Here is a 25,337-nt window from a genome sequence, read left to right as displayed (position 1 = left end):
CCGCTCATTGTATAGGGGTCCGATGACGTCCCGATGACCCGCTCTGCCGATTCGCGTGGCCTGTCGAACCCCTGATGGCAGGGCTGCTTGCCGGGTCGGGAGCCGGTTGCGGCGGGGGCCGTCAGGCGGCCTGGAGGGACGGGTCGGCAAGGGGCGATGCCGGTCGGAGGACCACCTCGGCGAGGGGATGTCCACCTACGACGCCGGGCACGGATTCCGCACCGAGAGCAGAAGGATCCGACGGAAGAGGACGGAACGGCGACGGATCCCGGCGAGATCGCAGGGTGAGATGCCACTCAACCTGCGGGATCCGCGGTTGCGGGTCGCAAGGGCGGAGATAGACTCGTCTGATGTTCACAAACTATCGGGAAATTCTGTCGCTTCCCGGTGCTCTCAAGTTCTCCTTGGCAGGTCTTGTCGCACGGATGCCGATCGCCGTCCTCGGACTCGGGATCGTCCTCTTCATCCAAGGCGTCACCGGTTCGTACGGCCTGGCAGGCATCGTCGCCGCCGTGTACATGATCGTCCAAGCCCTTGCAGGTCCCGGGATCGCGCGCCTCGTCGACCGTCGCGGCCAGGCGAAGGTCATGGTGCCCATCGTCATCACGCACCTCATCGCGCTCACCCTCCTCATCGTCTCCGTCTACCTCGACTGGTGGGTCGGTCTCACCTTCGTCTTCGCCGGCATCGGCGGCGCCACTGTCGGCTCCGTCGGATCGCTCGTGCGGTCGCGCTGGTCGCACCTCGTGAACTCGCCGAACCAGCTGCAGACGGCGTTCTCCTGGGAATCCGTCGCCGACGAGCTGCTCTTCGTCTCCGGACCGGTGCTCGCCACGGTGCTCGCGACCGCCGTGTGGCCGCCCGCGGGCATCATCCTCTCGATGATCTCCGCCGGTGTGGGATCCGCGTTGCTCTACATCCAGAAGTCGACCGAGCCGCCTCCGATCGAACGATCCACCGAGGCGAAGGGCCACGTCTTCTCCAACCCGGGGATCTTCACGATCATCATCGTCAACGTCTTCCTCGGCGTGAACTTCGGCGCCATCGACGTCATCGCCGTCGCGTTCTCCGACGAGCAGGGCGTGAAGTCGCTCGCCGGCTTCCTCCTCAGTGCGTTCGCGCTCGGATCCCTCATCTCCGGTGCCATCTACGGGGCGAGGAACTGGAACTCCGCGACCCACCACCGTTTCGGGGTGACGGTCTCGCTGCTGGCGATCGGCACGTGCACGATGCTGCTCGCCCGCGACATGTTCACCTTCGGCCTCATCCTCTTCATCGTCGGCTTCACGATCGCGCCGAGCCTCGTCGGCGCGAACTCCGTCATCCAGCAGCTCGCCCCGCCGAGGCGGCTCACCGAGGCCTTCGCGTGGCTCGGCACCTCGCTCGGCTTCGGCGTCGCGTTCGGGTCGGCGATCGCCGGCAATCTCATCGACCACTACGGGGCGCACACCGCGATGCTTCTGCCCGCAGGCTGTGCGGTGCTCGGGGCGATCCTCGCGCTCTCGCTGCTCAAGCTGCTCAACCCGTCGCGGTCGAGCCACGAAGTCCGCATCGAGAAGGACCGCCGCAGGGCCCGCGTCGAGGAGTGAGGCCGCCGGGCGGGTTGGGAGACCGGCCTGGCGATTTGCTGGTCACTGCGCCGAGGTGGCGTGACAATCACTGGTCACGGCGCCGAGGTGGCGCGGCCGAAATCAGCCCAGCCACCTCGGTGGAGCGACCAGCAAGTCAAAGGGCACCTCGGTGGAGTGACCAGCAAATCGCTCCGGAACCTACGGGGTGAAGCGGTAGCCGATGCCCATCTGCGTGTGGAGGTACTGCGGGCGCGCCGGATCGGCCTCGAGCTTCGAGCGCAGCTGCGACATGTAGACGCGCAGATAGTTCCGCTCCTTGCCGAACTCCGGCCCCCACACCTCGGTGAGGAGGGTCCGCGCCTCGACGAGCGCGCCCTTGTGCTTGACGAAGACCTCGAGCATCTTCCACTCGATCGGCGTGAGATGGACCGGCGCGCACTCGACCTCGAGCAGGTGGGCGGCGAGGTCGATGACGACGCGCCCGTCCGCGGTCCGCACGACCCCGGACTCCCCCGTCCGGCCCGTCCGCCGCTCGATCGCCCGCAGCCTCGCGAGCACTTCGCCGAGAGAGAACGGCTTCGTCACATAGTCGTCCGCTCCGGCGTCGAGGGCGGCGATCTTCCCGTGCGAATCGTGCCGGGCCGAGACGACGACGATGGGCACCTCGCTCCACCGCCGCACCTGGGAGATGAGCTCGATACCGTCGACATCGGGCAGTCCGAGATCGAGGAGGATGACATCGACCTCCGACTCACTGAGCACTTCGTTCATCCGCCGTCCGCTGCCGGCGACGACGACATCGTGCCCCTTCGCCTGGAGGCCGATGCCCACAGCCGTGGCGATGTCGGCATCGTCTTCGACGATGAGCACCCGCTTCATCGGCGGCCCTCCCCTGCCTGCAGTCGGTCATCCTCGGTCGTCGTCGCCACGTCGTCGGCCGCTTTCTCGCCGACGTCTGCCCTCACGGAGTCATCGTCGCCCGCCGAGGCGGTTCCCGCGGCGGCGCCGATGAGTTCGTCGTCCTCGCCGCCGGGTTCGCCCACCGAGGCGGTTCCTGAGGTCCCGCCGAAGAGGTCGTCGGTCGCGGGGCCGGCGTCCGACCCGACCGGCGGCGTCATCGCACCCTTCCCGCAGCGCGGGAACGTGAGCACCGCGGTGAAGCCGCCGCCCGGCGTGTGCTCGGCGGCCAGGTCAATGCCCATCGCCCGGCACAGGCCGAGCGCGACGGCCATGCCGAGTCCCAGGCCCTTCGCGTTCGACTCATCGAGCCGGGTGAACGGAGTGAAGATCGTCTCGAGCGCATCATCGCTCACGCCCGGTCCGGAGTCGGCGACGCGGAGGTAAACGGCCTCGGCACCGGTCGAGGCATCGATCGTCAGCGGTGCCCCGTCGCCGTACTTGAGTGAGTTCTCGACGATGTTGACGAGCACCCGCTCGAGGAGCCCGAAGTCGACGTCGACCCACGCCTCGGGATCGATGTCGACGGTGATCTCGGGGCCGGACACGCCAGCGTCACCCCGGCCCGACACAGTACGCGAACTCGACCGGTCCGCGTTCCCGACCGACGCGGCCGCGCCACCAGCAGGCCCGACCACAGCCCCGTCGTTCTCCGCGCCCCCGACCGCACCCCGCCCGCCCGCGGTCACGGTGCGGACATTGTCGGCCCCCACCTCGGCGAGGGCGGAGGCAACGAGATCGGACACGGGGACCGGGGACGTCGAGATCGTCACCGCACCGGACTGGATCCGGCTCATGTCGAGGAGGTTGTCGATGAGCTTCTCGAGCCGCAGCGTGCCGTTCTCGATGGTCGTGAGCATGAGGCGCTCATCGGCGTCGGAGAGCTCGATCCCGTCGAGCATGAGCGTCGACGTCGCCGCCTTGATCGCCCCGAGCGGGGTCCGCAGATCGTGCGAGACCGCGGTGAGCAGGGCCGTGCGCACGGCGTTGCCGGCGCTGAGCTCGCGGGCCTGCGACCGGGTCGCGGCGAGCTCGGACTCCGTGAGCACCCGCAGCAGACGCCCCGCGTAGGCGTCGAGGATCCGCTGTTCGCCGGCGCTGAGCGGCTGGCCCTTGAGGAGGAGGGCGGTGTCGTCGTCAAGGTCGAAGGTCTCGGTCGCCTCGGCCCGCGTGGTCACCGGCTCCCCCGCCGAGGCGGTCACCGCCCACTCCCCTGCCTCGTCCTTGCTCAGCACGGCGACACCGTCGAGGACGAAGGTCGTGCGGATGCTCTCGACCATCGACTCGGGGCTGTCGCCTTCGGCGATCATCGACCGGGCGAGCTCGCTGAGCACCGACCCCTCGTGTTCGGCGGCCTGGGCCTGCCGGCTGCGGCGCGCAGCGAGGTCGACGACGGTGGCGACCGCGACGGCCACGGCGATGAAGATCGCGAGCGCGAGGATGTTCTCGAACTCGGCGATCGTGAATGATCCGACGGGATGGGTGAAGAACCAGTTGATGGGGGCGGTGCCGAGCACGGCTGTCATCAACGCCGGCCACAGCCCGCCGATGAGGGCGACGATGACGACGACGGTGATGTAGCTGAGGAAGTTGATGCTCAGCGACACCGCTCCCGGTCCGAGCGCGATGAAGAGGACGGTGAGTGCGAGTGGGGCGAGCGCGCCGATGACCCAGCCCAGTATCCGGCGCAGCTTCGAGATCGCACTGCCCGGCCGGGTCTCCCGGCGGGGCCGCCACACGCGCGCGGCCTGCGAGTGGGTGACCATGTGGACGTCGATGTCCGCGGCGGAGGCGATGACACGACTGGCCACCCCGGGGCTGAAGATCCGGCCGTACCAGGGGGTGCGGGAGACGCCGAGGACGATCTGGGAGGCGTTGACGGTGCGGGCGAACTCGACGAGCGCAGTGGCGACGTCGTCGCCGACGACGGTGTGCCACGTCGCATTGTTCGCCTCGGCGAGCTCGCGGGCGCGCATGAGGTCAGGGGCGGTGGCCGAGCGGGTGCCGTCGGGTTCGACGACATGGACGACGAGGAGTTCCCGGCCGGCCACCCGACCGGCGATGCGCAGGCCGCGGCGGATGAGGGTGATCGACTCGGCACCCCCGGTGACGGCGACGATGATCCGGTCGCGGGCGGCCCACGTGTCGCGGATGCCCTTGGCATCCCGGTACTCCTCGAGGCCTTCGTCGACCCGGTCGGCGAGCCAGAGGAGGGCGAGTTCGCGCAGGGCGGTGAGGTTGCCGAGCCGGAAGTAGTTCGACATCGCTGCATCGACCTTCGCCGCGGCGTAGATGTTGCCCTCGGACAGGCGAGCGCGCAGGGCGACCGGGGAGATGTCGACGAGCTCGACCTCGTCGGCGGTGCGGAGGAACGGGTCGGGGACGCGTTCGTGTTGGACGCGGCCGATGATCGAGCCGACGACGTCGCCCAAGGATTCGAGGTGCTGGATGTTGATCGTCGTGAACACGTCGATCCCGGCAGTGAGGATCGCCGCGACGTCCTCCCACCGCTTCTCCCGGTCCCCGGAGCCGGGGACGTTCGTGTGGGCGAGTTCGTCGATGACGACGAGCTCGGGCGCTCGGGTGAGCACCGCCTCGGCGTCGAGTTCCTCGAAGGTCCGCCCCTGGTAGGGCACCTGGGCGCGCGGCAGGGTCTCGAACCCCTGCGCGAGTGCCGCGGTGTGGGCGCGCCCGTGGTCCTCGACGATGCCGACGACGACGTCGCGACCGGCGCTCTTGGCCCCAGCGGCGGCTTCGAGCATCGCCACGGTCTTGCCGACTCCGGGTGCGTACCCGAGGAAGACCGTGAGCTTCCCCCGCCGAGGTGAGCCCATCAGTTCTCGGGATCCGCGACGTCGACGGCGGTGCCGGGGGTATTCTGCAGGTCGTTGTTGAGCGTGACGACGTTGACCCGGGGTTCGCCGATGAAGCCGAGGATCGGCTGCTTCGTGTTCCTCTCGACCATCGTTGTCACTTCCTCCCTGCTCAGTCCCGTCTCCCGGGCGACCCGATCGATCTGCAGTCGAGCATACTCAGGACTGATTTCCGGATCGAGACCCGACGCCGAGGCGGTCACCGCGTCTGCGGGAATCCTCGCCGGATCGACGTCCTCCCGCTCGGCGATCTCGGTGCGGCGGGCGGTGATCGCCGCGACGAGTTCGGGGTTGGTCGCGGCAAGGTTCGACGCGCCCGAGGCGAGCCCATCGTAGTCGCCGGCCGAGGGGCGCGGGTAGAACCAGTCGTCGCCGGTGACCGGCTGCGCCATGAGGGCGGAGCCGACGACCTTGCCGTCGGCGTTGCGGATCGTCGAGTCCTGGGTGGGCACGACCTGGGCGATGAAGACCATCGTCAGCGGGTAGGCGAGGCCGAGGAGGAGGGTGAAGACGAGGAGGGCTTTGAGCCCGGTGAGGGCCTGGCGGATGAGCATGGTCTGTCCTGTCTGAGTGAGGTGGGCGGAGGGCCGACGGGCACGGAGTGGGTGATGGCCCCGGGAGGGGCGCCGCGGCGGCGTGAGACCCGGCCGCCGCGGACGGGGGTGTGTCGGCCGGTCAGAGGAACGGGCTGATGACGAGGTCGATGAGCTTGATCCCGATGAAGGGGACGATGAGCCCGCCGAGTCCGAAGATGAGCAGGTTGCGCCGCAGCAGGCTCGCCGCGCTCGTCGTGGCGAACCGCACCCCGCGCAGGGCGACGGGGATGAGGGCGACGATGATGAGCGCGTTGAAGATCACCGCGGAGAGGATCGCCGACTCCGGGCTGTGCAGGCCCATGATGTTGAGCGCCCCGAGCCCGGGGAACGCGAGGAGGAACATCGCGGGCACGATCGCGAAGTACTTCGCGACGTCATTGGCGATCGAGAACGTCGTCAGCGCCCCTCGGGTGATGAGCAGCTGCTTGCCGATGGCGACGATGTCGATGAGCTTCGTCGGATCCGAATCGAGGTCGACGAGGTTGCCGGCCTCCTTCGCCGCCGAGGTGCCGGTGTTCATCGCGACCCCGACGTCGGCCTGCGCGAGCGCGGGCGCATCGTTCGTCCCGTCCCCCGTCATCGCGACCATCCGGCCCCCGGCCTGCTCAGACCTGATGAGAGCGAGCTTGTCCTCAGGGGTCGCCTCGGCGAGGTAGTCGTCGACCCCCGCCTCCCGGGCGATCGAACGGGCCGTGAGCTCGTTGTCGCCGGTGATCATCACCGTGCGGATGCCCATCTCCCGCAGCTGCGCGAAGCGATCGGCCATGCCCGGCTTGACGATGTCGCGGAGGTCGATGACCCCAAGCACCCGAGCGGAGGAGGCGTCGGCGGCATCCGCCGTCGAGGCGGTCGCCTCGGCGACGAGGAGGGCGGTGCCGCCGCCGGTGTTGATGCGCTCGACCTCTTCGCTCGCCTCGGCGGGGATGTCGGCACCCCGGTCGATCGACCAGGCGATGACCTCACGGGCCGCTCCCTTGACGATCGTGCGGGACCCGGCTCCGTTCTCACCGGGAAGGATGATGCCCGAGAGCCTCGTGGCGGCGGAGAACGGGATGAACTCGGCGTCGGGGAAGGCCTCGAGGCCGGCGGCGTCGATGCGGAAGTCGCCTTCGGCCAGGGCGACGACGGACCGGCCCTCCGGGGTCTCGTCGGCGAGTGAGGACAGGCGGGCCGCCTCGGCGATCTCCTCATCGGTCGTCCCACCGAGGGCGACGAAGTCGGTGGCCTGGCGGTCGCCCATCGTGATCGTCCCGGTCTTGTCGAGCAGGAGCGTCGAGACGTCGCCGGCGGCCTCGACGGCGCGCCCGGACTTCGCGAGGACGTTCGCGGCGACGAGCCGGTCCATGCCGGCGATGCCGATCGCCGAGAGCAGCGCGCCGATCGTCGTCGGGATGAGGCAGACGAGGAGGGCGATGAGGACGGTGAGGGACTGCGGGGCGCCGGAGAACGCCGCGATCGGGGCGAGCGTGGCGACGACGAGGATGAAGATGAGGGTGAGGACGGAGAGGAAGACGCCGAGGGCGACCTCGTTCGGGGTCTTCTGGCGGCTCGCGCCTTCGACCATCGCGATCATCTTGTCGAGGAAGGATTCGCCGGGGCTCGCGGTGATCGCGACCGTGATCTCGTCGGAGAGGACCTTCGTCCCTCCGGTCACGGCACACCGGTCGCCGCCGGCCTCGCGGATGACGGGGGCGGACTCACCGGTGATCGCCGATTCGTCGACGGTGGCTGCGCCCTCGATGACGTCGCCGTCGCCGGGGATGACCTCACCGGCGGTGACGAGGACGCGGTCCCCGGCGCGCAGCTGGGAGGCGGGGACGGTCTCCCGCTGCCCCTTGTCGAGGATCCGGGTCGCGTTCGCCGTCACCCGGGTCGCCCGCAACGAGTCGGCCTGCGCTTTGCCGCGGCCCTCGGCGAGCGCCTCGGCGGTGTTGGCGAAGACGCAGGTGAGGAACAGCCAGATGCTGATCGCCCACGTGAACGGGGTGGGGCCTGTGATCGCGAGGACGAGGGTGACGACCGCGCCGATCTCGACGAGGAACATCACCGGGTTGCGCCACGCGACCCTGGGGTCGAACTTCTTCAGCCCGAGGAGTACGGCCTGAGTGAGCGCCGGAACCGTGATCGAGTGGCCGGTGCTTGTCGGCCGGTCGGTGGGTTCGGGTCGGTGTCCTGTGCCGGACGGCGTCGTCGGGGTGTCCTCGACGAGGCGGGAGGGCGTCGGGCTGCTGGTGAGCTTGGAGGCCTTGGTGTCGGTGCGCATATCAGAGAAGTCCTTCGTTGATCGGGCCAAGGGCGAGGACGGGCAGGAACGTCAGGGCGCTGACGATGAGTCCGGTGCCGACGGTGACCCCGACGAACAGGGGTCGGTGAGTGGGCAGGGTGCCGGGGGTCGCCTCGGTGGAGGGTTGGGCGGCGAACGCACCGGCGAGCGCGAGGACCGCACAGATCGGACCGAACCGGCCGATGAGCATCGCGAGTCCCAGGGCAGTGTTGAAGAACGGGGTGTTCGCGTTGAGTCCCGCGAACGCGGATCCGTTGTTGTTCGCCGCCGAGGTGAACGCGTAGAGGATCTCGGACAGACCGTGGGGGCTGTCGGCATTGAGGATCGAGTCCGCGGCGTTCGGCCACATCGTCGCGACCGCGGTGCCGGTGAGCACGAGGGTCGGGGTGATGAGGATGACGGCGGAGGCGAGCGTGATCTCCGTGCGTCCGATCTTCTTGCCGAGGAACTCCGGTGTCCGGCCGACCATGAGGCCGCAGATGAAGACGGCGAGGACGGCGACGACGAGCATGCCGTAGAGGCCGGAGCCGACGCCGCCGGGGGCGATCTCGCCGAGCATCATGTTGAGCATGAGGACGCCGCCGCCGAGGCCGGAGTAGTTCGAGTGGAACGAGTCGACAGCACCCGTCGAGGTCAGGGTCGTCGAGACGGCGAAGAACGCGGAGGTGATGACGCCGAAGCGGGTCTCCCTGCCTTCCATCGCGGCCCCGGCCGCATCGGTGGCGGGGGTGGACAGTGTCGTCTCGGTGAGGATGACGGCGACGAGGGAGAGGACGAAGAACGAGGCCATCGCGCCCAGGATCGCCCATCCGTGCCTGCGGCTGCCGACCATGACGCCGAAGGTGCGCGGCAGGGCGGAGGGGATGAGGAGGATGAGGAAGATGTTGGCGAGGTTGATGAGCGGGCTCGGTGCCGAGAGCGGGTGGGCGGAGTTCGCGTTGAAGAAGCCGCCGCCGTTCGTGCCGAGGTGCTTGATGACCTCCTGGCTCGCGTTCGGTCCGCCCGGGATCGTCTGCGTCACCTGTGATCCGCCGGCCACGGTCTGGACGACCTGGTCCGGGGTGAGGTTCTCGATGACGCCGAAGCCGATGTAGATGAGGGCGAAGACCACCGAGACCGGCAGGAGGATGCGGAGGACGGTGCGGGTGAGGTCGACCCAGAAGTTGCCGATGAAGAGGGAGCGCTGCCGCATGAACCCGCGGATGAGGGCGACGGCGACGGCGATGCCGACGGCGGCGGAGACGAAGTTCTGCACGGCGAGGCCGGCCATCTGGACGAGGTAGCCCATCGTCGCCTCACCGGAGTACGACTGCCAGTTCGTGTTCGTGACGAACGAGACCGCCGTGTTGAACGCCTGATCGGCGGTGACGGCGGGCTTGCCGTTGGACAGGGGCAGGAACTCCTGGAGCCGCATGAGGCCGTAGAGGAGAAGGATCGAGACGAGGGAGAACCCGAGGACGGAGAGGAAGTAGGTCTTCCACCGCTGCTCGGATGAGGAGTCGACGCCGGTGAGACGGTAGAAGAGCCGCTCGGCCTTCGTGTCCTTCGTCGAGAGGAAGACGCCTGCCATGTAGTTGCCGAAGGGCACATGGACGGCGGCGAGGACGGCGAGGACGAGGAGGATCTGCGTGATGCCGGTGAACCAGGTCATGCGCGTGCCTCCCCGCTCGAATCGGGGGTGGTGGGGGTGCCGGGGGTGCTGCCGGTGGTTCCGGGCGTCGTGCCGGGGGTGCTGCTCGGGTCGGTGATGCGCGCGGTCGTCGCGCTCTCAGCGGTGACCTTCTCGAAGACCTTCGCCAGGGCGGCAAGCCCGGCGACTGTCGCGACGGCGAGCAGCAGGTAGAGGAGATCGGCGAAAGGAGCGTCCATACGGTGTGGCCTCGTTCTTCTCGTGCGGGTGGGTCAGTGCACGACGGCGCGGTGCGCCGCTGTGCGGTACTCCCCCATCACACACGTCTCCCGAGGTCACGGACCCGGATCCTAACGCGGTCTTAACACCTCCTAACGCACTTTTGACACCCCGCCGAGGCGGTCGCCCCCACAGCAGCCCATTCAGTGGTCACTCCCCCGAGGCGGTCGGATTCGGTGGTCACTCCCCCGAGGTCGGGGACGCGATGTCGGCCCGACCACCTCGGCGCGGTGACCAACGCGCGAGCGCGGGACCTCCGGGGTCCCGCGCTCGGCTCACGTGCTCACTTCACGCGTCCGCCTCACTCGACGAGTTTGCCCTCGACGCTGATCTCCCCGGAGTGCATGAGCGCTGCGACCTCGGGGTCGACGGCCGGGATCGTCTCGCGGACGACTCCGGTCGCAGGCGACCACACGAGGTTGACGGTGAGCTCAGGGTCGAGCTCGGGGTAGTCGCTGCGGTTGTGGCAGCCGCGGGTCTCCCGCCGCTCGAGCGCGGACTCAAGGGTCGCGCGGGCCGCGAGCACCGAGGATCTGAGGTCGAAGGCGTGCGCGAGATCGGAGTAGCCGGCGATGTCGGGGTGGATGCCGACGTCTGCCATCCGCGCTTCGATCGCCGCGAGCTTCTCGAGTCCCGCGAGCAGTCCGGCCTCGTCGCGGACGACGCCGGCGTGCTCGGTCATGAGGTTGCGGACCTCGCGCTGCAGGGCCCGGACGTTCTCCGCCCCATCGGAGGCGAGCAGGTCATCGATCTCGGCCCGCGCCTCGGCGAGGGACTCCTGCGAGCGCACCTGAGCCTCGAGCTCATCGGAGTAGGCGATCGCCGACTGTCCGACGATCCGGCCGAAGACGAGGAGTTCGATGAGGGAATTGCCGCCGAGGCGGTTGGCCCCGTGGAGGCCGGACGAGGCCTCGCCGATCGCCCACAGTCCCTCGACGTCGGTGCTGTGGTCGACGGGATCGACCCACACTCCGCCCATCGAATAGTGCGCGGTCGGAGCGATCTCGATCGGGTCCTTCGTGATGTCGAGCATCTGAGTCTCCATGAGCGTCTGGTAGACGCGCGGGAGCCGGGACATGATCGTCTCGCGCGGCAGGTGGGAGACGTCGAGCCAGACGCCGCCGTTCTCCGTGCCCCGGCCCTCGGCGATCTCCGTGTACGCGGCGAGCGCGACCCGGTCGCGGGTGGACAGTTCCATCCGCTCGGGATCGTAGCGCTCCATGAACCGCTCGCCGAGGGCGTTGCGGAGGATGCCGCCCTCACCGCGGGCGGCTTCGGAGACGAGCGTGCCCGCTGCGTTCTCGGGTTCGAGGATGCCCGAGGGGTGGAACTGGACGAGTTCGGCGTCGCGGAGCCGGCCGCCGGCTTCGACGGCGAGGCGGAAGGAATCGCCCGTGTTCTCATCGCGGCGTGAGGACGTGCGGCGCCAGATCCGGTTGTGACCGCCGGCGGCGAGGATGACGGCGTCGGCGTGGATGCGATAGCGGGTGCCGTCGACGAGGTCGAAGCCGTAGGCGCCGAAGATCCGGCCGTCGGCGGTGAGCAGCTTGGTGATGTAGACGGTGTCGAGGATCGGGATGTCGAGCTCGGCGGAGCGGTGGATGAGGGCGCGCTGGATCTCCAGGCCCGTGTAGTCGCCGGCGAAGGCGGTCCGCCGCCATGTGTGAGCGCCGAAGAAGCGCTGCGAAATCCGGCCGTCGTCCTCCTTCGCGAAGTCCATCCCGTAGCGCTCGAGGTCGGCGATGCCCTGCTCGGCACCCTGGGTGACGATCTCGACGGTGCGCGGGTTGGCGAGGTCGTAGGATTCCTTGATCGTGTCCGCGGCGTGCTGCTGCCACGAGTCCTCGGGGTCCATCGTCGCGAGAGCGGCGTTGATGCCGCCGGCGGCGAGGGAGGTGTGGGCGTCGTCCTTCGAACGCTTGCCCACGGCGATGACGTCGACGCCGGATTCGGCGACCTCGATGGCCGCCCGGAGACCGGAGCCGCCGGTGCCGATGACGAGGACGGAGGTCGAGAGAGCGTGTTCTCTGATGCGGGCGTTGCCCTGTGTTCTGCTCATGCCTTCCACGTTAGGATCGCCTACACGATACGTCCAATGCATTGTTCGACTCAACACGATAGCAATAGACTATTGCCATGAATCTCGAACAGCTCGCGAGCTTCGTCGAGGTCGCCGACACCGGGCACTTCACGAAGGCCGCCGCGACCCTCCATCTCGCGCAGCCCTCCCTGTCCCGGCAGATCTCGACCCTGGAGAAGGAGCTCGGGGCCGAGCTCTTCCATCGCGCCCGCGGCCACATCACCCTCACCGCGGCCGGTGAGGCGCTGCTGCCGACCGCGCGGAGGATGCTCGCCGACGCCGAGGCGATCCGCCTCGACATGGACGAACTCGCCGGTCTGCGGCAGGGTCGAGTCCGTCTCGGGGCGACTCCGACCCTGTGCGTGAGCCTCGTCGCCGAGGCGCTCAGCCGCTTCCACGCCGAGCATCCCGGAATCGAACTCGAGGTCATGGAGAAGGGCTCGCGCGAACTCGTCGAGGCCCTCGGTGCCGGGCAGCTCGACCTCGCGCTCATCACCCGGACCTTCGACCTCGGGGCGATCGCCCCGCGCCTGCACATGCAAGAGGTGCTGCGCGAAGACCTCGTCGTCATCGCCGCCGCCGACGCACCGGAGGCGGCCGACGCACCCGGAACCGCGGATACGGGCTCGGCATCCGCGCCGGCCCTCGGGGACACGATCACCCTCGCCGAGGTGGCCCGCCGCCCCCAGGTCGTCTTCCACCACGGCTACGACCTCCGGGAAGCCACCTCGGCGGCGTTCGAGGCGGCGGGACTCACCCCCGACGTCGTCGTCGCAGGGGTCGAGATGGATGCGGCGATCCGCTTCGTCGAACGCGGACTCGGGATCGCCATCGTCCCCGCGATGGTCCTCGTCGACCGGCCGCGGCTGCGCTCGGTCCGCCTCGTCGACCCCGGCCTCTCGCGCGCCGTCAGCCTCGCCCAGCGCGCGGACGTACGGCCGACCACGGCCGCCTCGGCGATGGAGAGGACGGTGCTGAGCACGGCCCGGGCACTCGCCTCGGCGGAGTCGGAGCTCTCCCGGTACGTACGGCTCGAGGGATAGGGCGACGGGGTCGGGTGAGCGGTCTCCACCCGGATCTCCACCCGCGGGTGGTTCGCGTCGGCTCGACCTCGACGAAGGATGGGGGCAGCGGATCGCACCCGGCGATCCCCCTCACTCTGGAGACCAACCGTGACTCTCGATGCCCCGTGGATCCCGATCGCCAACGTGCTGCTCGCCCTCGTCGTCCTCGCCCTCATCCTCTACCGTCAGCTCAGTTGGCGGCGCCTGTCCCGGATGGTGCGCGTCGCCGTCATCGTCATCGTCCTCGGCACGATGACCCTGCCCCTCCAGCTCGGAGACGCCGACCTCACCTGGGCATCGGCCGTGACCGCCATCGTCCTCATCGTCGCCGTCTCGCTCGCCGGCGGATGGGTGATGGGCCGGTTCGCGGAGGTCTCGACCGGCCCGGACGGTGAAGTCCGCATGCGCGGGGGATGGCTCGGTGTCGCCCTCTGGCTCGGCTTCATCGCCGTGCGCATCGGCATGGATCTCGGGCTGGCGGCCGTGATCTCCCCGGAGATGGCCACCGCCACCGGACTGCTCCTCATCTCGATCGGCCTCGCCCGGCTGACGAGCACCCGCATCGCCGCCCGGTGGGCCGCTCACCAACTGAGCGGCGGAGTCGATGCCGGGGCGCCGGTCCGCCGCGACCCTCCTCGCCCGTGAGCCGACCAAGGTCCGGACCGCATTCGCGTACGCCGTCTCGCCCGTTCGGTGGTGGGGTAGGATCGCGGCCATGAGGCCGGATCCGTCCCGCCGCACCGACGAACGCGGGAATCTGAGCAGTCGATGGCGACCCGCGGATGTCCTCACCCTCATCCTCGGCGTCGTCTTCGGCGGGTTCTTCACACTCTTCGCATGGGAGGTGTCCGTACCCGAACTGCGAGCAGTGGCGCTGGCGGCAGTGGCGCTCTGGGTCGCGGAGATGATGCTCGGGGCGACGACGAACGACTACCGCCGGGCCTCACCCGGACAGCACGCGGTGGGCACGGGGCTGCTCGTCGTCTCCCAGATCATCGCGTGCGCCCTCGCCTTCGCCCCGGGGTCGACGATGATCCCGCTCGCCGTCGCCGGCCTCGCCCGACTGGTCCGCCGCTCCGACCGCTCGGTCCTCGTCGTCACGCTCACCATCGTCGCCGATGCCTGCGCCCTTCTCGCAGCGGCGATCGCCGTCGGCGCCCCGACCGAACTCCTCATCATCTACCTGCTCGTCGGCGCCGGCGTGGGACTGCTCACCCGACTCCGGGCCGGCCGCCTCCTCGCCGAGACCCAGGAACGCGCGCTCCTCGAAGAGCAGCTGATCTCCCAGCGCGAGCGGGCGACGACCGCGGCGCTCGCCGAACGTGCCCGCATCGCCCGCGACCTCCACGACGTGCTCGCGCACTCCCTGGGGGCGCTGACGCTCCAGCTCGACGCGGCCGCCGCGCTCGCCCAGGCCCGCCGCTGGGAGGGACTCGACGCCCGCATCGACCGGGCGCGAGGGCTCGCCGCCGACGGTCTCGCCGAATCCCGCCGGGCGGTGGCAGCCCTGAGGGAGCAGCCGCGCCAGGACCTGCTCGACGGCGTCGCCGAGCTGCTGCGCGCTCATCGTGACAGCGGCGCCGACGTGCTCACGATCCTTCCGAACCGACCGCAGGCGGTGCTCGCCCGGCTCAGCCCGGAAGGGGTCGAGGCCCTGCTCCGCGCCGTCCAGGAGATGCTCACCAATGTCCGCCGCCATGCGCCCGGGCAGGCGGTGACCCTCGAGATGAGGTTCGCGGACGCCTCTCTCGATTCGGGCGCGGGCCACGGACCCGGCCCTGCCGGCGCCGAGGTGCCTCCCGTTCCCATCGTGCGCATCAGCGCCCGCAACCTCGTCGGGGACACTTCGGAGATGCGTGAGGCGATGTCACGCTCCTCCACTCCCGCGGCGGGAACAGGCACCGGCGGGTTCGGACTGCTCGGCATGCGCGAACGCTGCGAGGCTCTCGGCGGCGGCGCGGAGGGGCGCCTCGTCGGCGGGCGAACCTTCGTCGCCGAGGCATGGGTGCCGGTGGTGCCCCCGACCGATGCGGATCACTCCACGACCTCACCCGTCACACCATCGAGGGCCGACCGATGAGCATCACGGTGCTCGTCGCCGACGACCAGGCCCTCGTCCGCGACGGCATCGTCGTCGTCCTCTCCCTCACCGACGGCATCGAGGTCATCGGCGAAGCCCGCAACGGAACCGAGGCCATCGCCCTCGCCGCGGAACTCGAGCCGGACGTCGTCCTCATGGACCTGCGCATGCCCGGCCTCAGCGGGGCCGAGGCGACCGCACAGTTGACGCAGAGCCGTCCCGACATCCGAGTCCTCGTGCTCACAACCTTCGCCGACGACGCGAGCATCGACTCGGCGCTGCGGGCCGGTGCCGCAGGCTATCTGACGAAGGACGCCGGTCGTGAGGAGATGGTCGCCGCCATCCGTGCGACGGCCGTGGGCGGCACTCCGTTGGACACCCGCATCGCCGGACGGGTCGTCGCCGGCCTCCCGGAGGCGCGCCCGGCCTCGGTGCGCGACCGGTTCCCCGAGCTCACCGCGAGGGAGGCCGAGGTCCTCAACCTCATGGCCGAAGGCGCATCGAACCCCGAGATCGCCGAGCGCCTCTTCCTCGGCGTCTCGACTGTGAAGTCCCACATCAACGCCCTCTTCGCGAAGCTCGGGGTGAGCCGGCGACAGGACGCGATCGCCCTCGCCCACGGGGAGGATCGCCCGCCCGAGAGCTGATCGAGGTCGAGGCCCTGCGATGGAGTGTGCTCAGCCCTCTGCCGTCAGACGCCATCCGGAACGGGCATCGAAGGTGACGAGGCCGAGGTCGCGGAAGGCGTGCAGCCACCCCTCCATCGGCCATATCCTCCACCGGTCGAAGAAGATCCGCGCATTGGCGACGATGTCGGCGACGTGTTCGACGGGTGGGGAGCTCACCGGGTGGTACCGGTGGAAGGCGTGCGCGCCGCCGACCCAGCGCAGTCCCACCCCGGCCCTCCTGGCAGCGAACGCGAAGTCGGTGTCCTCGCCCCCGTATCCGGCGTAGGTCTCGTCGAATCCGCCGATCCGGGCGAAGACCTCGGGACGGCACGCGAACGACAGCGACCAGAAGAGGGCGAACGGATCGGGAGCGCCCGGTCCGTCTGCCGTCGCGTCCGGGTCGACGTCGACGACCTCGCCATCGTTCGGATCGGGTCGAGCGGGGTGAGGGTGTGGGATGACCGGCGCCGAGGCGGCCAGCCCTTCCGTCTCCTCCTCCGTGAGGTAGGTGACCGGCCCGAGGAGGAGCCGACGGGTCGCAGTGCCGTCGCGCCCGGCCGCAGCGCGCTCGACAGTCCCGGCAGCTTCCTCGTAGCGTTCGAGGAGGCGCTCTGCCGGCAGGCAGTCGGCGTCGAGGAAGACGAGCAGCGTGGCGCCGAGCTCGACTGCGGCGGCGGCTCCGGCGTTCCGTGCCGCTCCGAGTCTGACCTTCCCGCCCGTCGCGTCGGCGGCGGTGGTGTCGATCGTCGCCGGCAGCGCGCCTGCATGATCGGCGAGGACGGATTCCGCGGAGGCTCCGGGGGAGAGCAGGCACACGACATGGCGGAGACTGCCGTCGTCGATGCGGTCGGGGTGGAGGCGCCGGAGTTCCGCGTGCTGACTCCGGATCCGGTCGAAGCGGTCGGGTGAGGCGAGGCTGATGACCACGGTCCGCTCAGACGACATGGGTCAGACCTCCGGAACTCGCGCACACCCGATGGATGACGTCGGCGGCCCGGCCGGGTGCCCCCTCGGTCTGCCAGGCCTCCCATGGGAAGTCACACCGGGAGACGGCGTCGACCTCCGCGTCGAAAGGCTCCCCGATCTCGAGTCGGTCGCGCACGGGGAACCCGAGGGCCTGCAGGAGGAGGCCGTTGGCGACCTGCTCGTCGAAGGGCCTGGTCTGAGGGACGAAGATCGCGGGGCTGCGCGCGGCCATGATGTCAGCGATCGCACCGAGACCGGCATTGCTGAGCACGAGCGCCGAGGACCTCAGCGCGGCATGGACGTCAGAGGTCCACGACTGCACATCGAGTCCGATCGCGCTCCAGTCATGGCGACTCCTCTCCCGCAGCCGCTCGAACGTCGAGGCTCCGAGGCTCGTTCCGCCGCGCGATCCGAGGAGGAGGAAGCGTCGACCTTCACCCGCCTCGGCGCTGCCATCGGTCGGAGTGGTGCTGTCATCGGTCGGAGCGGTGCTGCCGCCGGCCGCTTCGGTGCTGTCGTCGGTGGGCGCGGATGCGGAGATCCCGCCGACGAACGTCGTCTTCGCCGCATGCCTGACCGTGTGCGGCAGAGCCCGGGCATAGACCGCGTCATCGGCGGCCTGCGGTGCCGGCAGGGGGACGAGGAGTGCGTCGGCGAGCGCGTAGGCCTGCCGGTGCGCGGCGTCGGTGCGCTCTCCAGCCTGCGCGATGACCGTCACCGGCACGCCGAGGAGACGGGAGAGGAGGACGACCTCAGCCGAGACGTCGACGACCATGCCCGAGAGACGCGGTGCCGCCTCGGCGATCCTGACCATCCTTCGCCGGTGACCGGGAGCGTTCGTCGGCACCCAATGGAGGTGCCCACCGGCGGTCGGGTCGGCGGGCTCCCCGTGCGGGGGCGTGTCCGCCTCGAGCTCGATCCACTCCACGTCACTCGTGCGCGAGCGCGGCAGCCGCTGCGGCCGGGGCAGGCTCGAGAAGACGACGACGTCGTCGTCGAGGTGGGGGACGACCGCGGTCATCCGCCGCAGATGCCCGTGCCCGTGGTGGTGGACGTACCAGCCGATCACCCGGCGCCTCCGGTCCGCGCCAGCCGGGAGGCGCCGAGGCGGGAGCCCTCGCGATCGGGCCCGACGGTTCCGAGGTCAGGGGTGCGCGCGGCCACGGCGGCGGTGAACCGGTCGAGGAGGACCTCGGCGCACGCCCCGACGCTGAACCGGGACACGGCGTGGTCTCGGATCCTCGCGCGAGCGGTGCCGACCGCGCCGGAACTGCTCGCGGTGAGCACACGGCGGGTCGCCTCGGCGAGGTCGTCGAGGACCTCGTCGTCGGCGCGGGCCGCGGGGACGAGGGTGACGCCGTCGACGTCGGAGTAGAGGTCGGCGAAGGCACCACGCTCGAGTGCGACGACGGGGGTGCCGCAGAACAGGGATTCGATGACGACCTGGCCGAACGGCTCGTTCCACATCGGGGTGACGACGGTGGCAGCGGAGGCGCCGACGACCTCGGCGGTCTCCCGCTGGCTGAGGCACCCGAGGTAGTCGACGAGTCCATGGGAGCGCGCGATCGCGGGGGCGACGTAGGCGTCGAAGTAGTCGGGGTCGCCGATCGGACCGATGATCCGCAGCGGCACCCCGATGCGGGTGGCGACGTCGACAGCGAGGTGCGGGTACTTCTCGGGCACGATCCGCCCGAACCAGCACAGGCCGGGACCGCCCGCGCCCAGCGGCCAGACGGTCGCGTCCGCACCGTTGGTGACGACGTCGGTGGCGACTCCGGCGTTCGCCCACGAGGACTGGGCGTACCGGGAGACGGTGAAGACCCGCTCCGCTCCGGCGGAGTCGATGACGTCGACGAGGTCCATCCGCGGCGGGGTGTGGAGGGTTGTGAACAGCGGCACCGGGATCTCGGCCGCTCGGGTGAGGGGGACGGTGCTCACGGCGTGGTTGTGGACGACGTCGAACCCTCGCCCTTCGACCGCGAGGTGGTCCATGACGGTGTGGAGGCACGCGGCCTGGTGAGCGGCGACCTCGTCGGGCAGGTGCGCATCCGATCGGGGAGCGCTCAGCGGCCATGGCAGCTCGGGGTAGACGAGGGCCGGCGGCGAGTTCTCGAGGAAGTCGGAGCCCTCCTTCGCTGCGAGGGTGACGTCGTGGCCGCGCCGCCGCAGCTCCCGCACGAGGTTCCACTCGTGCGTCTCGAGCCCGCCGCGCAGCGGTTCGCGCAACGGGTAGCGGTAGTCGGCGATGACGAGGATGCGCAGCGGCCGGTTCACCGGGCACCTGCCGTGTCAGCGGGTGAGGGCGTTGCCGGTGTCGTTGCAGTTGCCGCAGTGGCTGGCGGTGTCGCAGTTGGCGGCGTCACTGCCGGAGCCGCGGCTGGCGTCTTCGCCCGTCTCGCCGCGACCGACCGGTAGAGCCGTGTGTGCGCGTCACGGACCTCGGCGAGCAGGCGGAGTCCGTCCTCACGGGAGCGGGGTGGCAGCGGCGGCGCCTCGGCGATCGCGTGCAGGCCAGCGCGCAGCGAGTCGGCATCATGGAAGTCCACGCCGAGGTTCGTCCCGGGCCGCTGATCGGCGAGATGGCCGACCTCGGCGTAGAGGACCCGCGTGCCGAGGTCGTTGGCCAGATCGAGCAGCCCTGAGTGAGTTCCGTGCCGGTAGGGCAGGACGAGGACATCGAGACGGGCGAGCCAGTCCTCGAGTTCGCGATCCGACATCGACGCCCAGACCTCGACGTCGGCGGATTCGGACCGGTCGAGCAGGCGCTTGAGCTCGGCGACCTCGGATTCCCGACCGGCGCGCACGGTCGGTCGCCGGATCACGGTGAGCCGCCAGTCATCATTGCGGAGAGGATCGGTCCCGAGGGCCCGGGCGAGGGCGGCGATCGCCGCGAGATCAAGCGACGGGCGGGCATCCTTGAGGAGGATTCCGGCAGTGTACGGTCGCCGCGCGGTGAACGGTCGCCGTGCGGCGAACGGTTGCCGCGCCGCGACGGGCGCGCCGGGCGACGACGGACGGTTCGCGACGGGCGCGCCGGGCGGTTGAGTGCTCGCCACCACAGCCTCGGCGACGTCGGAGCCCAGCGGCGGGTGCGGCACAACGGACACCTCGCGTGACCACCGCCGGATGATCTCCGCACGTGCGCCCTCGGTGAGGGTGATGACACGGACGACATGCCGGAGGAGGACCTCGAGTCGGCGAGCGAAGTCGTCCTGGGCATGCTCGGGCAGCTGCGGATTCTCGAGGTCGTGGACCGTGAGGACGAGCGGCAGTCCGAGCCTGTCGAGGGCTGCGACGAATCGCTCGAGTGCGGACAGAGGAACGAGTTCGAAGCCGAAGTGAACGTGGACGAGATCGGCGTCCGCTGCCTGGTCCTCGTCCCACGCCTCGATGAGGAACTGTTCGACGACGGCGTCGGCACCGGAGGATCCGTCACCCGGCGCGGGCAGGATCTCGACCGCCGTCGGGTCCGTGATCGCGAGAACGTAGGGGTGATCGGCGGGAAGGGAGATCGCTCTGATCCTCTCCGCTGTCACCCTGTCACCTCCGTCGAATCGTCATGGTCGGAACGCTGAGAACGGCCGGTCCCGTCTCCTCGGCGCTCACAGTCTTCTCAGTGCTCAGGCCGTCGTCCCCGCATGCAGAAGCGGCAATGCACGTACTTGCGGCAGCGCACGGACGAGCAGCAACACACCCTGCCGATCGAACATTACCTTACGATGTAAACAAGTGATAGGGGCTATTTGATCGGATGCCGTCATCGCGGCCGGCTGACCTGTCGCGCCCTGGCGGCTAGACTGCGTGGCACAGGTCACCGCACCATCCGTTCGAATGGTTGCCCGCCCCGAGGAAGGACCCGACCATGACCGCAGGCCCCGATCGCCGCGACCTCCTCATCAGCGAGGACCTCATGCTCCTGCTCCTGCCCGAATCCGGGAAGATCCCCGAGATCACCCCCGGACTCGAGTCCGCACTCACCGGGGCACTCCTCGTCGACCTCGCCGAGGCGGGGTTCATCGACATCCTCCCCGGCTCCGACCCGGCCTCGCCGTTCGTCCGTCCCGCCGAGGTGCCGCGCCCGACCGATCCGATGTTCGTCAACGCGATCGCGCTCCTCGGGCAGAAGGAGCGACCGCTGTCGTCGGCGCTGCCGATCCTCCTCCCCCGCCTCGACGACGTCCTCCTCGTCCGGCTCGGCAACCACGGCGTTCTCCACCACCGCAGTTCCCGCTTCCTCGGACTCTTCCCCACCTCGTCGTGGCAGGTGCTCGACCCGGCACCCGAGGAACGGCTGCGCGCGGAGATCGGCGCCGTCCTCGACGGCGGTGAGTCGGTCGACGTCCGCACGGGCACGATCATCGCGCTCCTCCACGGCGCCGAGGCGGCCCGGCAGATCTCCCCGCCGCTGACCTGGGATGACAAGGTCGCCCAGCAGGTGGCGATGGCCGCATGGGCGAGCGCACCGATCCGGGAAATCCTCGAGGCGGCGACCGCCTCGGCGAAGCACACGACCGAGACCGCGAGCGCGACAAGCGACTCCGCGACCGGGGCACGGGTGGCCCGCGCCTCGACCTGGCCCGACACCTGAGCCTGGCCGCCAACCGCCAACGGCGAGCTCATCGAGCCACGCTCGCAACCCCCGATCAGCGCTCGCAACCCCCGATCCACGCGACACTCGAAATCCGCGCCGCGGGCGACGCGGATTTCCGGCCCCGCGTGGAACGAGAGAACCGGGATTCGCCGGAGCGTCGATATTCGAGCCCCGCGTGGATCGAGAGCCGAGCCCCACCGCCGACCGATCTCCACCCCACCACCCGTGAATGCGACCGGCCGCCACCCATGAATAGAGCAGGTCCCCGGACGCCTCCGTCCGGGGACCTGCTGTGCTGAGTCGAGGCTCAGCGCGGGATGCGACCCGCGGTGACGAGTCTCAGCTGTTCGTGCCGCCCTTGCCCTCGTCCTTGGTCCCGGGCAGGCCCTGGGCCTTGCGGCGCATGAGGAGGACGACGATGACGATGATGGCGAGCGCTCCGACGCCGAGGAGGATGATCATCGGCATCGACATGCCGGTGTCGCTGCCGGTCGATTCGCCGATCTGACCGCGCTCTTCGGTGTTCTTGCCGGGTTCGTCGACGACGGCTCCGCCGAGACCGGCCTTCGTGGACTGCTCGACCGAACCGCCGGCGCCCTCGGCGTCGCCGATGGTGAAGGCGAAGTCGCCGGAGATCGGGTGGCCGTCGGAGGAGACGACGCGCCACACCACGGTGTACGCGCCGGGCTTGAGGTTGTCGGGCAGCGCGACGGAGAGCGTCGTGCCTTCCGCGGTGAGCTCACCTGCGGAGACGTCGGTGCCGTCGACCTTGACCATGACCTCGGAGCCCACGGCCTGGATCTCGCCGGAGAACTTCATCTCGAGCCACTCCGGCTGCTTGTCGAGCTGTGCCCCGTTCTCGGGGTTCGTCGAGATCAGCTGATCATGGGCGCTGGCCGGTGCCGCCGCGACGACGCTGAGCGCGGCGACGATGAGGGCGGCGAACACGAGCCTGAGAGCGGACCACTGTGTTCGAGTCATTTGCGATTCTCCTTCAACGATTGTCACGGCAAGGGGACTTCGCCATCGGCGAGTCCCGCCCCCTCCAGTATCCCAGATCCCGACCTCACCGAGGGTGCGCTGCGACGGCGCGCAGGTGATCTGTGAGGCCGGTCACAGACCTCTCCATTGTCTCAAGGGTTTCTTCGAAATCGGTCAATCGGCCGCCGTACCACGGGTCGGGGACGTCGGGAGCGGGTGCGTCATCGTCTCCCCCGCCGAGGCGACCCCCGCTCCCGTACGGATCCGCCGTCCCGCCTCGGCGGGGGTCGGCCGACGCCTCGGGGTCGAACTCCCGCAGCATCCGCAGCTCCGGGCGCGCCTCGGCGGGAAGGTCGGCGATGAGTCGCTCGAGGGCGCGGTAGTGGCGGGCGGTCATCGCGACGGCGAGGTCCCGGTCGGCGAGCCATTCGGCGGTGATCTGCCGGGCGGCATGGTCGTCGGTGCGGTAGCCGGCAGCGGCGAGCACCCGCGCCTGCCGGGGGTCGATGGGGTTGCCCTCCTCCTCGTCGCTGATGCCGGCGGAGTCGACGACCGCCTCGGCGCCGATGGTCTCCAAGTGACGTTCGAGGACGCGTTCGGCGGTGACGGACCGGCAGATGTTGCCGGTGCACACGAACACGACGGACGGCAGAGCCATACTCTCACTCCTCACTCAGGGACAAGGCCACCGTCCACGATACTGTTGCACCATGACTTCTCACACCTCGACGTCACCGGTGAATCCCGAGTCCGCGGGAGCCTCTGCCGACATCGCTCCCCTCGAGTCGGTGCGCCCGCAGGACGACCTCTTCCGCCACATCAACGGGCGGTGGATCGACGCGTTCACGATCCCCGACGACCGCGCCGGCGACGGAGCCATGCGCGAGCTCTTCGACACCGCGGAGACGAAGGTGCGCTCGATCATCCGCTCCGTCGTCGACGACCCGCAGGAGGCCGGCGGCGAGGGTCAGAAGGTCGCCGACCTCTTCTCCTCGTTCATGGACCTCGAGCGGATCAACGAGCTCGGCATCACCCCGCTCGAGGCGACGTTCGCCGCCATCGACTCAGCCGAGTCGAAGACGGAGCTCGCGAACCTCCTCGGGCGGCTGGAGACCGAGGGCATCGGGGGGCTGCTCGGCGGGTACGTCACCGCCGACGCCAAGGACTCCGACATCTACGCCCTCTACCTCGTCCAGGCCGGAATCTCCCTGCCCGACGAGGACTACTACTTCAACGACGACTTCGCCGAGGTGCGTGAGAAGTTCCTCGCGCACGTGCAGAGGATGTCCGGATTCGCCGGCCTCGGTGAGGCTGCAGGGATCACCGACGCCGAGGTGGCCGCGAAGGTCATGGCGTTCGAGACCGCACTCGCCCGCCACCACTGGGACCGCGTGGCCACCCGTGATGCCGAGAAGACGTACAACAAGCACACGATCGCGCAGCTGCGCGAGCTCGGCCCCGGGTTCGACTTCGATGCGTGGTTCGCCGCGGTCGCCGCCGACATCGACGGCGAACTCGAGACCGTCGTCGTCGGCCAGCCCTCGTACGTTGCCGGCATGGCCCAGGTCTGGGAGGACACCGACCTCGAGACGCTCAAGGTGTGGCTGCGGTGGTCGGTGCTCACCTCGACGGCGTCCCTGCTCACCGACGACATCGTCGAAGAGGACTTCGACTTCAACTCCCGCACGCTCTCGGGCACTCCGGCGCTGCGGGACCGCTGGAAGCGCGGGGTCGGGCTCGTCGAGTCCCTCCTCGGCGAGGCGGTCGGCAAGCTCTACGTCGAGGCCGAGTTCCCGCCTGCCGCGAAGGACGCGATCGACCACCTCGTCGACATGCTCATCAAGGCGTACGAGAAGTCGATCACCGAACTCGACTGGATGAGTGAGGAGACGAAGCAGCGGGCGCTCGTCAAGCTCTCGAAGTTCACGCCGAAGGTCGGCTATCCGGTCAAGTGGCGCGAGTACCCGGCCGAGATGGCCGCCGACGACCTCGTCGGCAACGTCCGCCGCGCCGCCCGAGCCGAGCACGCCCGCCAGATCACGCGCATCGGCGGTGAGATCGACCGCACCGAGTGGCTGATGACCCCGCAGACGGTCAACGCCTACTACCACCCGGTGATGAACGAGATCGTCTTCCCCGCCGCGATCCTCCAGCCCCCGTTCTTCGACGCCGAGGGCTCGGTGGCGGCGAACTTCGGGGCGATCGGCGCGGTCATCGGCCACGAGATCGGACACGGCTTCGACGATCAGGGCTCGCGCTACGACGGCGACGGCAACCTCGTCGACTGGTGGACGGCCGAGGATCGGGAGCGCTTCGAGGAGCGCACGAAGGCCCTCATCGACCAGTACGACGCGCTCGTTCCCGCCGGTCTCGAGGCCGGTCAGCACGTCAACGGGGCGCTCACCGTGGGAGAGAACATCGGCGACCTCGGCGGACTGTCGATCGGGTGGAAGGCGCTCGAACTCGAACTCGGCCGCACCCCCACCGAAGCGGAGGCCGCGGAGTTCTTCGCCGCATGGGCGAAGGCGTGGCGGACGAAGATGCGCACCGAGGAGCGCGTCCGCAGGCTGAGCATCGACCCGCATTCGCCGGAGGAGTTCCGGTGCAACCAGGTCGTGAAGAACATGACGGCGTTCCACGACACCTTCGGCGTGAGCGAGTCCGATGCCATGTACCTCGCGCCCGAGGCCCGTGTGACGATCTGGTAGATCTCGTCC

The 25,337-nt window shown here is 69.8% G+C and carries 20 protein-coding genes; 7 read left to right on the top strand and 13 right to left on the bottom strand.

All coding sequences use genetic code 11. The features are described 5' to 3' along the window. Positions 1–350 precede the first annotated feature (350 nt). Positions 351–1,589, top strand: a complete 1,239-nt coding sequence (locus AC0VYB_RS01845) for an MFS transporter (RefSeq protein WP_101624399.1) — start codon at positions 351–353, stop codon at positions 1,587–1,589. Positions 1,590–1,769: 180 nt separating this feature from the next. On the opposite strand, the gene AC0VYB_RS01840 is transcribed toward AC0VYB_RS01845, so the two are convergent. The 7 genes from AC0VYB_RS01840 to AC0VYB_RS01810 form a co-directional block, all read right to left on the bottom strand. After that, entirely contained in the window at positions 1,770–2,450 is a 681-nt protein-coding gene (locus AC0VYB_RS01840; RefSeq protein ID WP_475384954.1) for a response regulator, read from the bottom strand. After that, positions 2,447–5,362: a DUF4118 domain-containing protein gene (locus tag AC0VYB_RS01835; RefSeq protein WP_475384953.1), complete on the bottom strand. Its 2,916-nt coding sequence runs from the start codon at positions 5,360–5,362 to the stop codon at positions 2,447–2,449. The genes AC0VYB_RS01840 and AC0VYB_RS01835 overlap by 4 nt, the downstream gene beginning before the upstream one ends. Continuing rightward, entirely contained in the window at positions 5,362–5,955 is a 594-nt protein-coding gene (gene kdpC / locus AC0VYB_RS01830; RefSeq protein ID WP_448803999.1) for a potassium-transporting ATPase subunit KdpC, read from the bottom strand. The genes AC0VYB_RS01835 and kdpC overlap by 1 nt, the downstream gene beginning before the upstream one ends. 121 nt (positions 5,956–6,076) lie before the next feature. Beyond that, positions 6,077–8,260, bottom strand: coding sequence for a potassium-transporting ATPase subunit KdpB (gene kdpB, locus AC0VYB_RS01825; protein WP_475384952.1), 2,184 nt, complete (start codon positions 8,258–8,260; stop codon positions 6,077–6,079). A gap of 1 nt (position 8,261) precedes the next feature. Beyond that, on the bottom strand, positions 8,262–9,932 hold the full coding sequence (kdpA, locus tag AC0VYB_RS01820) for a potassium-transporting ATPase subunit KdpA (protein WP_475384951.1): 1,671 nt from the start codon (positions 9,930–9,932) through the stop codon (positions 8,262–8,264). Next, positions 9,929–10,150 carry a hypothetical protein gene (locus AC0VYB_RS01815; RefSeq protein WP_009377323.1) on the bottom strand — a complete coding sequence of 74 codons (222 nt, stop codon included), beginning with the start codon at positions 10,148–10,150 and terminating at the stop codon, positions 9,929–9,931. The genes kdpA and AC0VYB_RS01815 overlap by 4 nt, the downstream gene beginning before the upstream one ends. Before the next feature lie 341 nt (positions 10,151–10,491). Next, a complete protein-coding gene (locus AC0VYB_RS01810; RefSeq protein ID WP_063250407.1) occupies positions 10,492–12,249 on the bottom strand; it encodes an FAD-binding protein in 1,758 nt (585 codons plus the stop codon). A 77-nt stretch (positions 12,250–12,326) separates the two neighbouring features. On the opposite strand from AC0VYB_RS01810, the gene AC0VYB_RS01805 reads away from it, so the two are divergent. The 4 genes from AC0VYB_RS01805 to AC0VYB_RS01790 all read left to right on the top strand — a co-directional run bounded on the left by AC0VYB_RS01805 (position 12,327) and on the right by AC0VYB_RS01790 (position 16,061). After that, positions 12,327–13,313, top strand: coding sequence for a LysR family transcriptional regulator (locus AC0VYB_RS01805; protein ID WP_063250406.1), 987 nt, complete (start codon positions 12,327–12,329; stop codon positions 13,311–13,313). A 129-nt stretch (positions 13,314–13,442) separates the two neighbouring features. Further along, positions 13,443–13,979, top strand: a complete 537-nt coding sequence (locus tag AC0VYB_RS01800; RefSeq protein ID WP_063250405.1) for a hypothetical protein — start codon at positions 13,443–13,445, stop codon at positions 13,977–13,979. 70 nt (positions 13,980–14,049) lie between these two features. Then, entirely contained in the window at positions 14,050–15,414 is a 1,365-nt protein-coding gene (locus tag AC0VYB_RS01795) for a sensor histidine kinase (RefSeq protein ID WP_162909100.1), read from the top strand. Then, positions 15,411–16,061 (top strand): response regulator, encoded by a 651-nt coding sequence (locus AC0VYB_RS01790; protein WP_063250403.1) that lies wholly within the window; start codon positions 15,411–15,413, stop codon positions 16,059–16,061. Before AC0VYB_RS01795 ends, AC0VYB_RS01790 begins: the two co-directional genes overlap by 4 nt. 30 nt (positions 16,062–16,091) lie before the next feature. On the opposite strand, the gene AC0VYB_RS01785 is transcribed toward AC0VYB_RS01790, so the two are convergent. From AC0VYB_RS01785 to AC0VYB_RS01770, 4 genes are read right to left on the bottom strand one after another with little or no spacing between them, the layout of a single operon-like run. Then, positions 16,092–17,027 carry a galactosyltransferase-related protein gene (locus AC0VYB_RS01785; protein ID WP_095375105.1) on the bottom strand — a complete coding sequence of 312 codons (936 nt, stop codon included), beginning with the start codon at positions 17,025–17,027 and terminating at the stop codon, positions 16,092–16,094. Then, entirely contained in the window at positions 17,017–18,117 is a 1,101-nt protein-coding gene (locus tag AC0VYB_RS01780; RefSeq protein WP_063250401.1) for a glycosyltransferase, read from the bottom strand. The genes AC0VYB_RS01785 and AC0VYB_RS01780 overlap by 11 nt, the downstream gene beginning before the upstream one ends. Further along, positions 18,114–19,322 carry a glycosyltransferase gene (locus tag AC0VYB_RS01775; protein WP_063250400.1) on the bottom strand — a complete coding sequence of 403 codons (1,209 nt, stop codon included), beginning with the start codon at positions 19,320–19,322 and terminating at the stop codon, positions 18,114–18,116. The genes AC0VYB_RS01780 and AC0VYB_RS01775 overlap by 4 nt, the downstream gene beginning before the upstream one ends. After that, complete coding sequence (locus tag AC0VYB_RS01770) at positions 19,319–20,584, bottom strand: glycosyltransferase (protein ID WP_475384950.1); 1,266 nt, start codon at positions 20,582–20,584, stop codon at positions 19,319–19,321. Before AC0VYB_RS01770 ends, AC0VYB_RS01775 begins: the two co-directional genes overlap by 4 nt. A 326-nt stretch (positions 20,585–20,910) precedes the next feature. On the opposite strand from AC0VYB_RS01770, the gene AC0VYB_RS01765 reads away from it, so the two are divergent. Beyond that, positions 20,911–21,636 (top strand): GOLPH3/VPS74 family protein, encoded by a 726-nt coding sequence (locus AC0VYB_RS01765; RefSeq protein WP_475384949.1) that lies wholly within the window; start codon positions 20,911–20,913, stop codon positions 21,634–21,636. A gap of 342 nt (positions 21,637–21,978) precedes the next feature. Here the strand turns inward: AC0VYB_RS01765 and AC0VYB_RS01760 are convergent, their stop codons facing one another. Next, positions 21,979–22,620 (bottom strand): copper resistance CopC family protein, encoded by a 642-nt coding sequence (locus AC0VYB_RS01760; RefSeq protein ID WP_009377337.1) that lies wholly within the window; start codon positions 22,618–22,620, stop codon positions 21,979–21,981. An 85-nt stretch (positions 22,621–22,705) separates the two neighbouring features. Continuing rightward, entirely contained in the window at positions 22,706–23,278 is a 573-nt protein-coding gene (locus AC0VYB_RS01755; RefSeq protein ID WP_101624393.1) for a low molecular weight protein-tyrosine-phosphatase, read from the bottom strand. Positions 23,279–23,330: 52 nt separating this feature from the next. On the opposite strand from AC0VYB_RS01755, the gene AC0VYB_RS01750 reads away from it, so the two are divergent. Next, positions 23,331–25,328 (top strand): M13 family metallopeptidase, encoded by a 1,998-nt coding sequence (locus AC0VYB_RS01750; RefSeq protein WP_180960628.1) that lies wholly within the window; start codon positions 23,331–23,333, stop codon positions 25,326–25,328. Positions 25,329–25,337: the final 9 nt, after the last annotated feature.

Source organism: Brevibacterium sp. Z349TD_9 (genome assembly GCF_056173565.1).
The sequence above is the reverse complement of the archived record's forward strand: the minus strand, read 5'-3'. Positions and strand labels throughout refer to the sequence as shown.

Coding starts and splice junctions, on each gene's coding strand:
- AC0VYB_RS01845 (WP_101624399.1), top strand. CDS start 351: ATGTTCACAAACTATCGGGAAATTCTGTCGCTTCCCGGTGCTCTCAAG.
- AC0VYB_RS01840 (WP_475384954.1), bottom strand. CDS start 2,450: ATGAAGCGGGTGCTCATCGTCGAAGACGATGCCGACATCGCCACGGCT.
- AC0VYB_RS01835 (WP_475384953.1), bottom strand. CDS start 5,362: ATGGGCTCACCTCGGCGGGGGAAGCTCACGGTCTTCCTCGGGTACGCA.
- kdpC (WP_448803999.1), bottom strand. CDS start 5,955: ATGCTCATCCGCCAGGCCCTCACCGGGCTCAAAGCCCTCCTCGTCTTC.
- kdpB (WP_475384952.1), bottom strand. CDS start 8,260: ATGCGCACCGACACCAAGGCCTCCAAGCTCACCAGCAGCCCGACGCCC.
- kdpA (WP_475384951.1), bottom strand. CDS start 9,932: ATGACCTGGTTCACCGGCATCACGCAGATCCTCCTCGTCCTCGCCGTC.
- AC0VYB_RS01815 (WP_009377323.1), bottom strand. CDS start 10,150: ATGGACGCTCCTTTCGCCGATCTCCTCTACCTGCTGCTCGCCGTCGCG.
- AC0VYB_RS01810 (WP_063250407.1), bottom strand. CDS start 12,249: ATGAGCAGAACACAGGGCAACGCCCGCATCAGAGAACACGCTCTCTCG.
- AC0VYB_RS01805 (WP_063250406.1), top strand. CDS start 12,327: ATGAATCTCGAACAGCTCGCGAGCTTCGTCGAGGTCGCCGACACCGGG.
- AC0VYB_RS01795 (WP_162909100.1), top strand. CDS start 14,050: ATGAGGCCGGATCCGTCCCGCCGCACCGACGAACGCGGGAATCTGAGC.
- AC0VYB_RS01790 (WP_063250403.1), top strand. CDS start 15,411: ATGAGCATCACGGTGCTCGTCGCCGACGACCAGGCCCTCGTCCGCGAC.
- AC0VYB_RS01785 (WP_095375105.1), bottom strand. CDS start 17,027: ATGTCGTCTGAGCGGACCGTGGTCATCAGCCTCGCCTCACCCGACCGC.
- AC0VYB_RS01765 (WP_475384949.1), top strand. CDS start 20,911: ATGACCGCAGGCCCCGATCGCCGCGACCTCCTCATCAGCGAGGACCTC.
- AC0VYB_RS01760 (WP_009377337.1), bottom strand. CDS start 22,620: ATGACTCGAACACAGTGGTCCGCTCTCAGGCTCGTGTTCGCCGCCCTC.
- AC0VYB_RS01755 (WP_101624393.1), bottom strand. CDS start 23,278: ATGGCTCTGCCGTCCGTCGTGTTCGTGTGCACCGGCAACATCTGCCGG.
- AC0VYB_RS01750 (WP_180960628.1), top strand. CDS start 23,331: ATGACTTCTCACACCTCGACGTCACCGGTGAATCCCGAGTCCGCGGGA.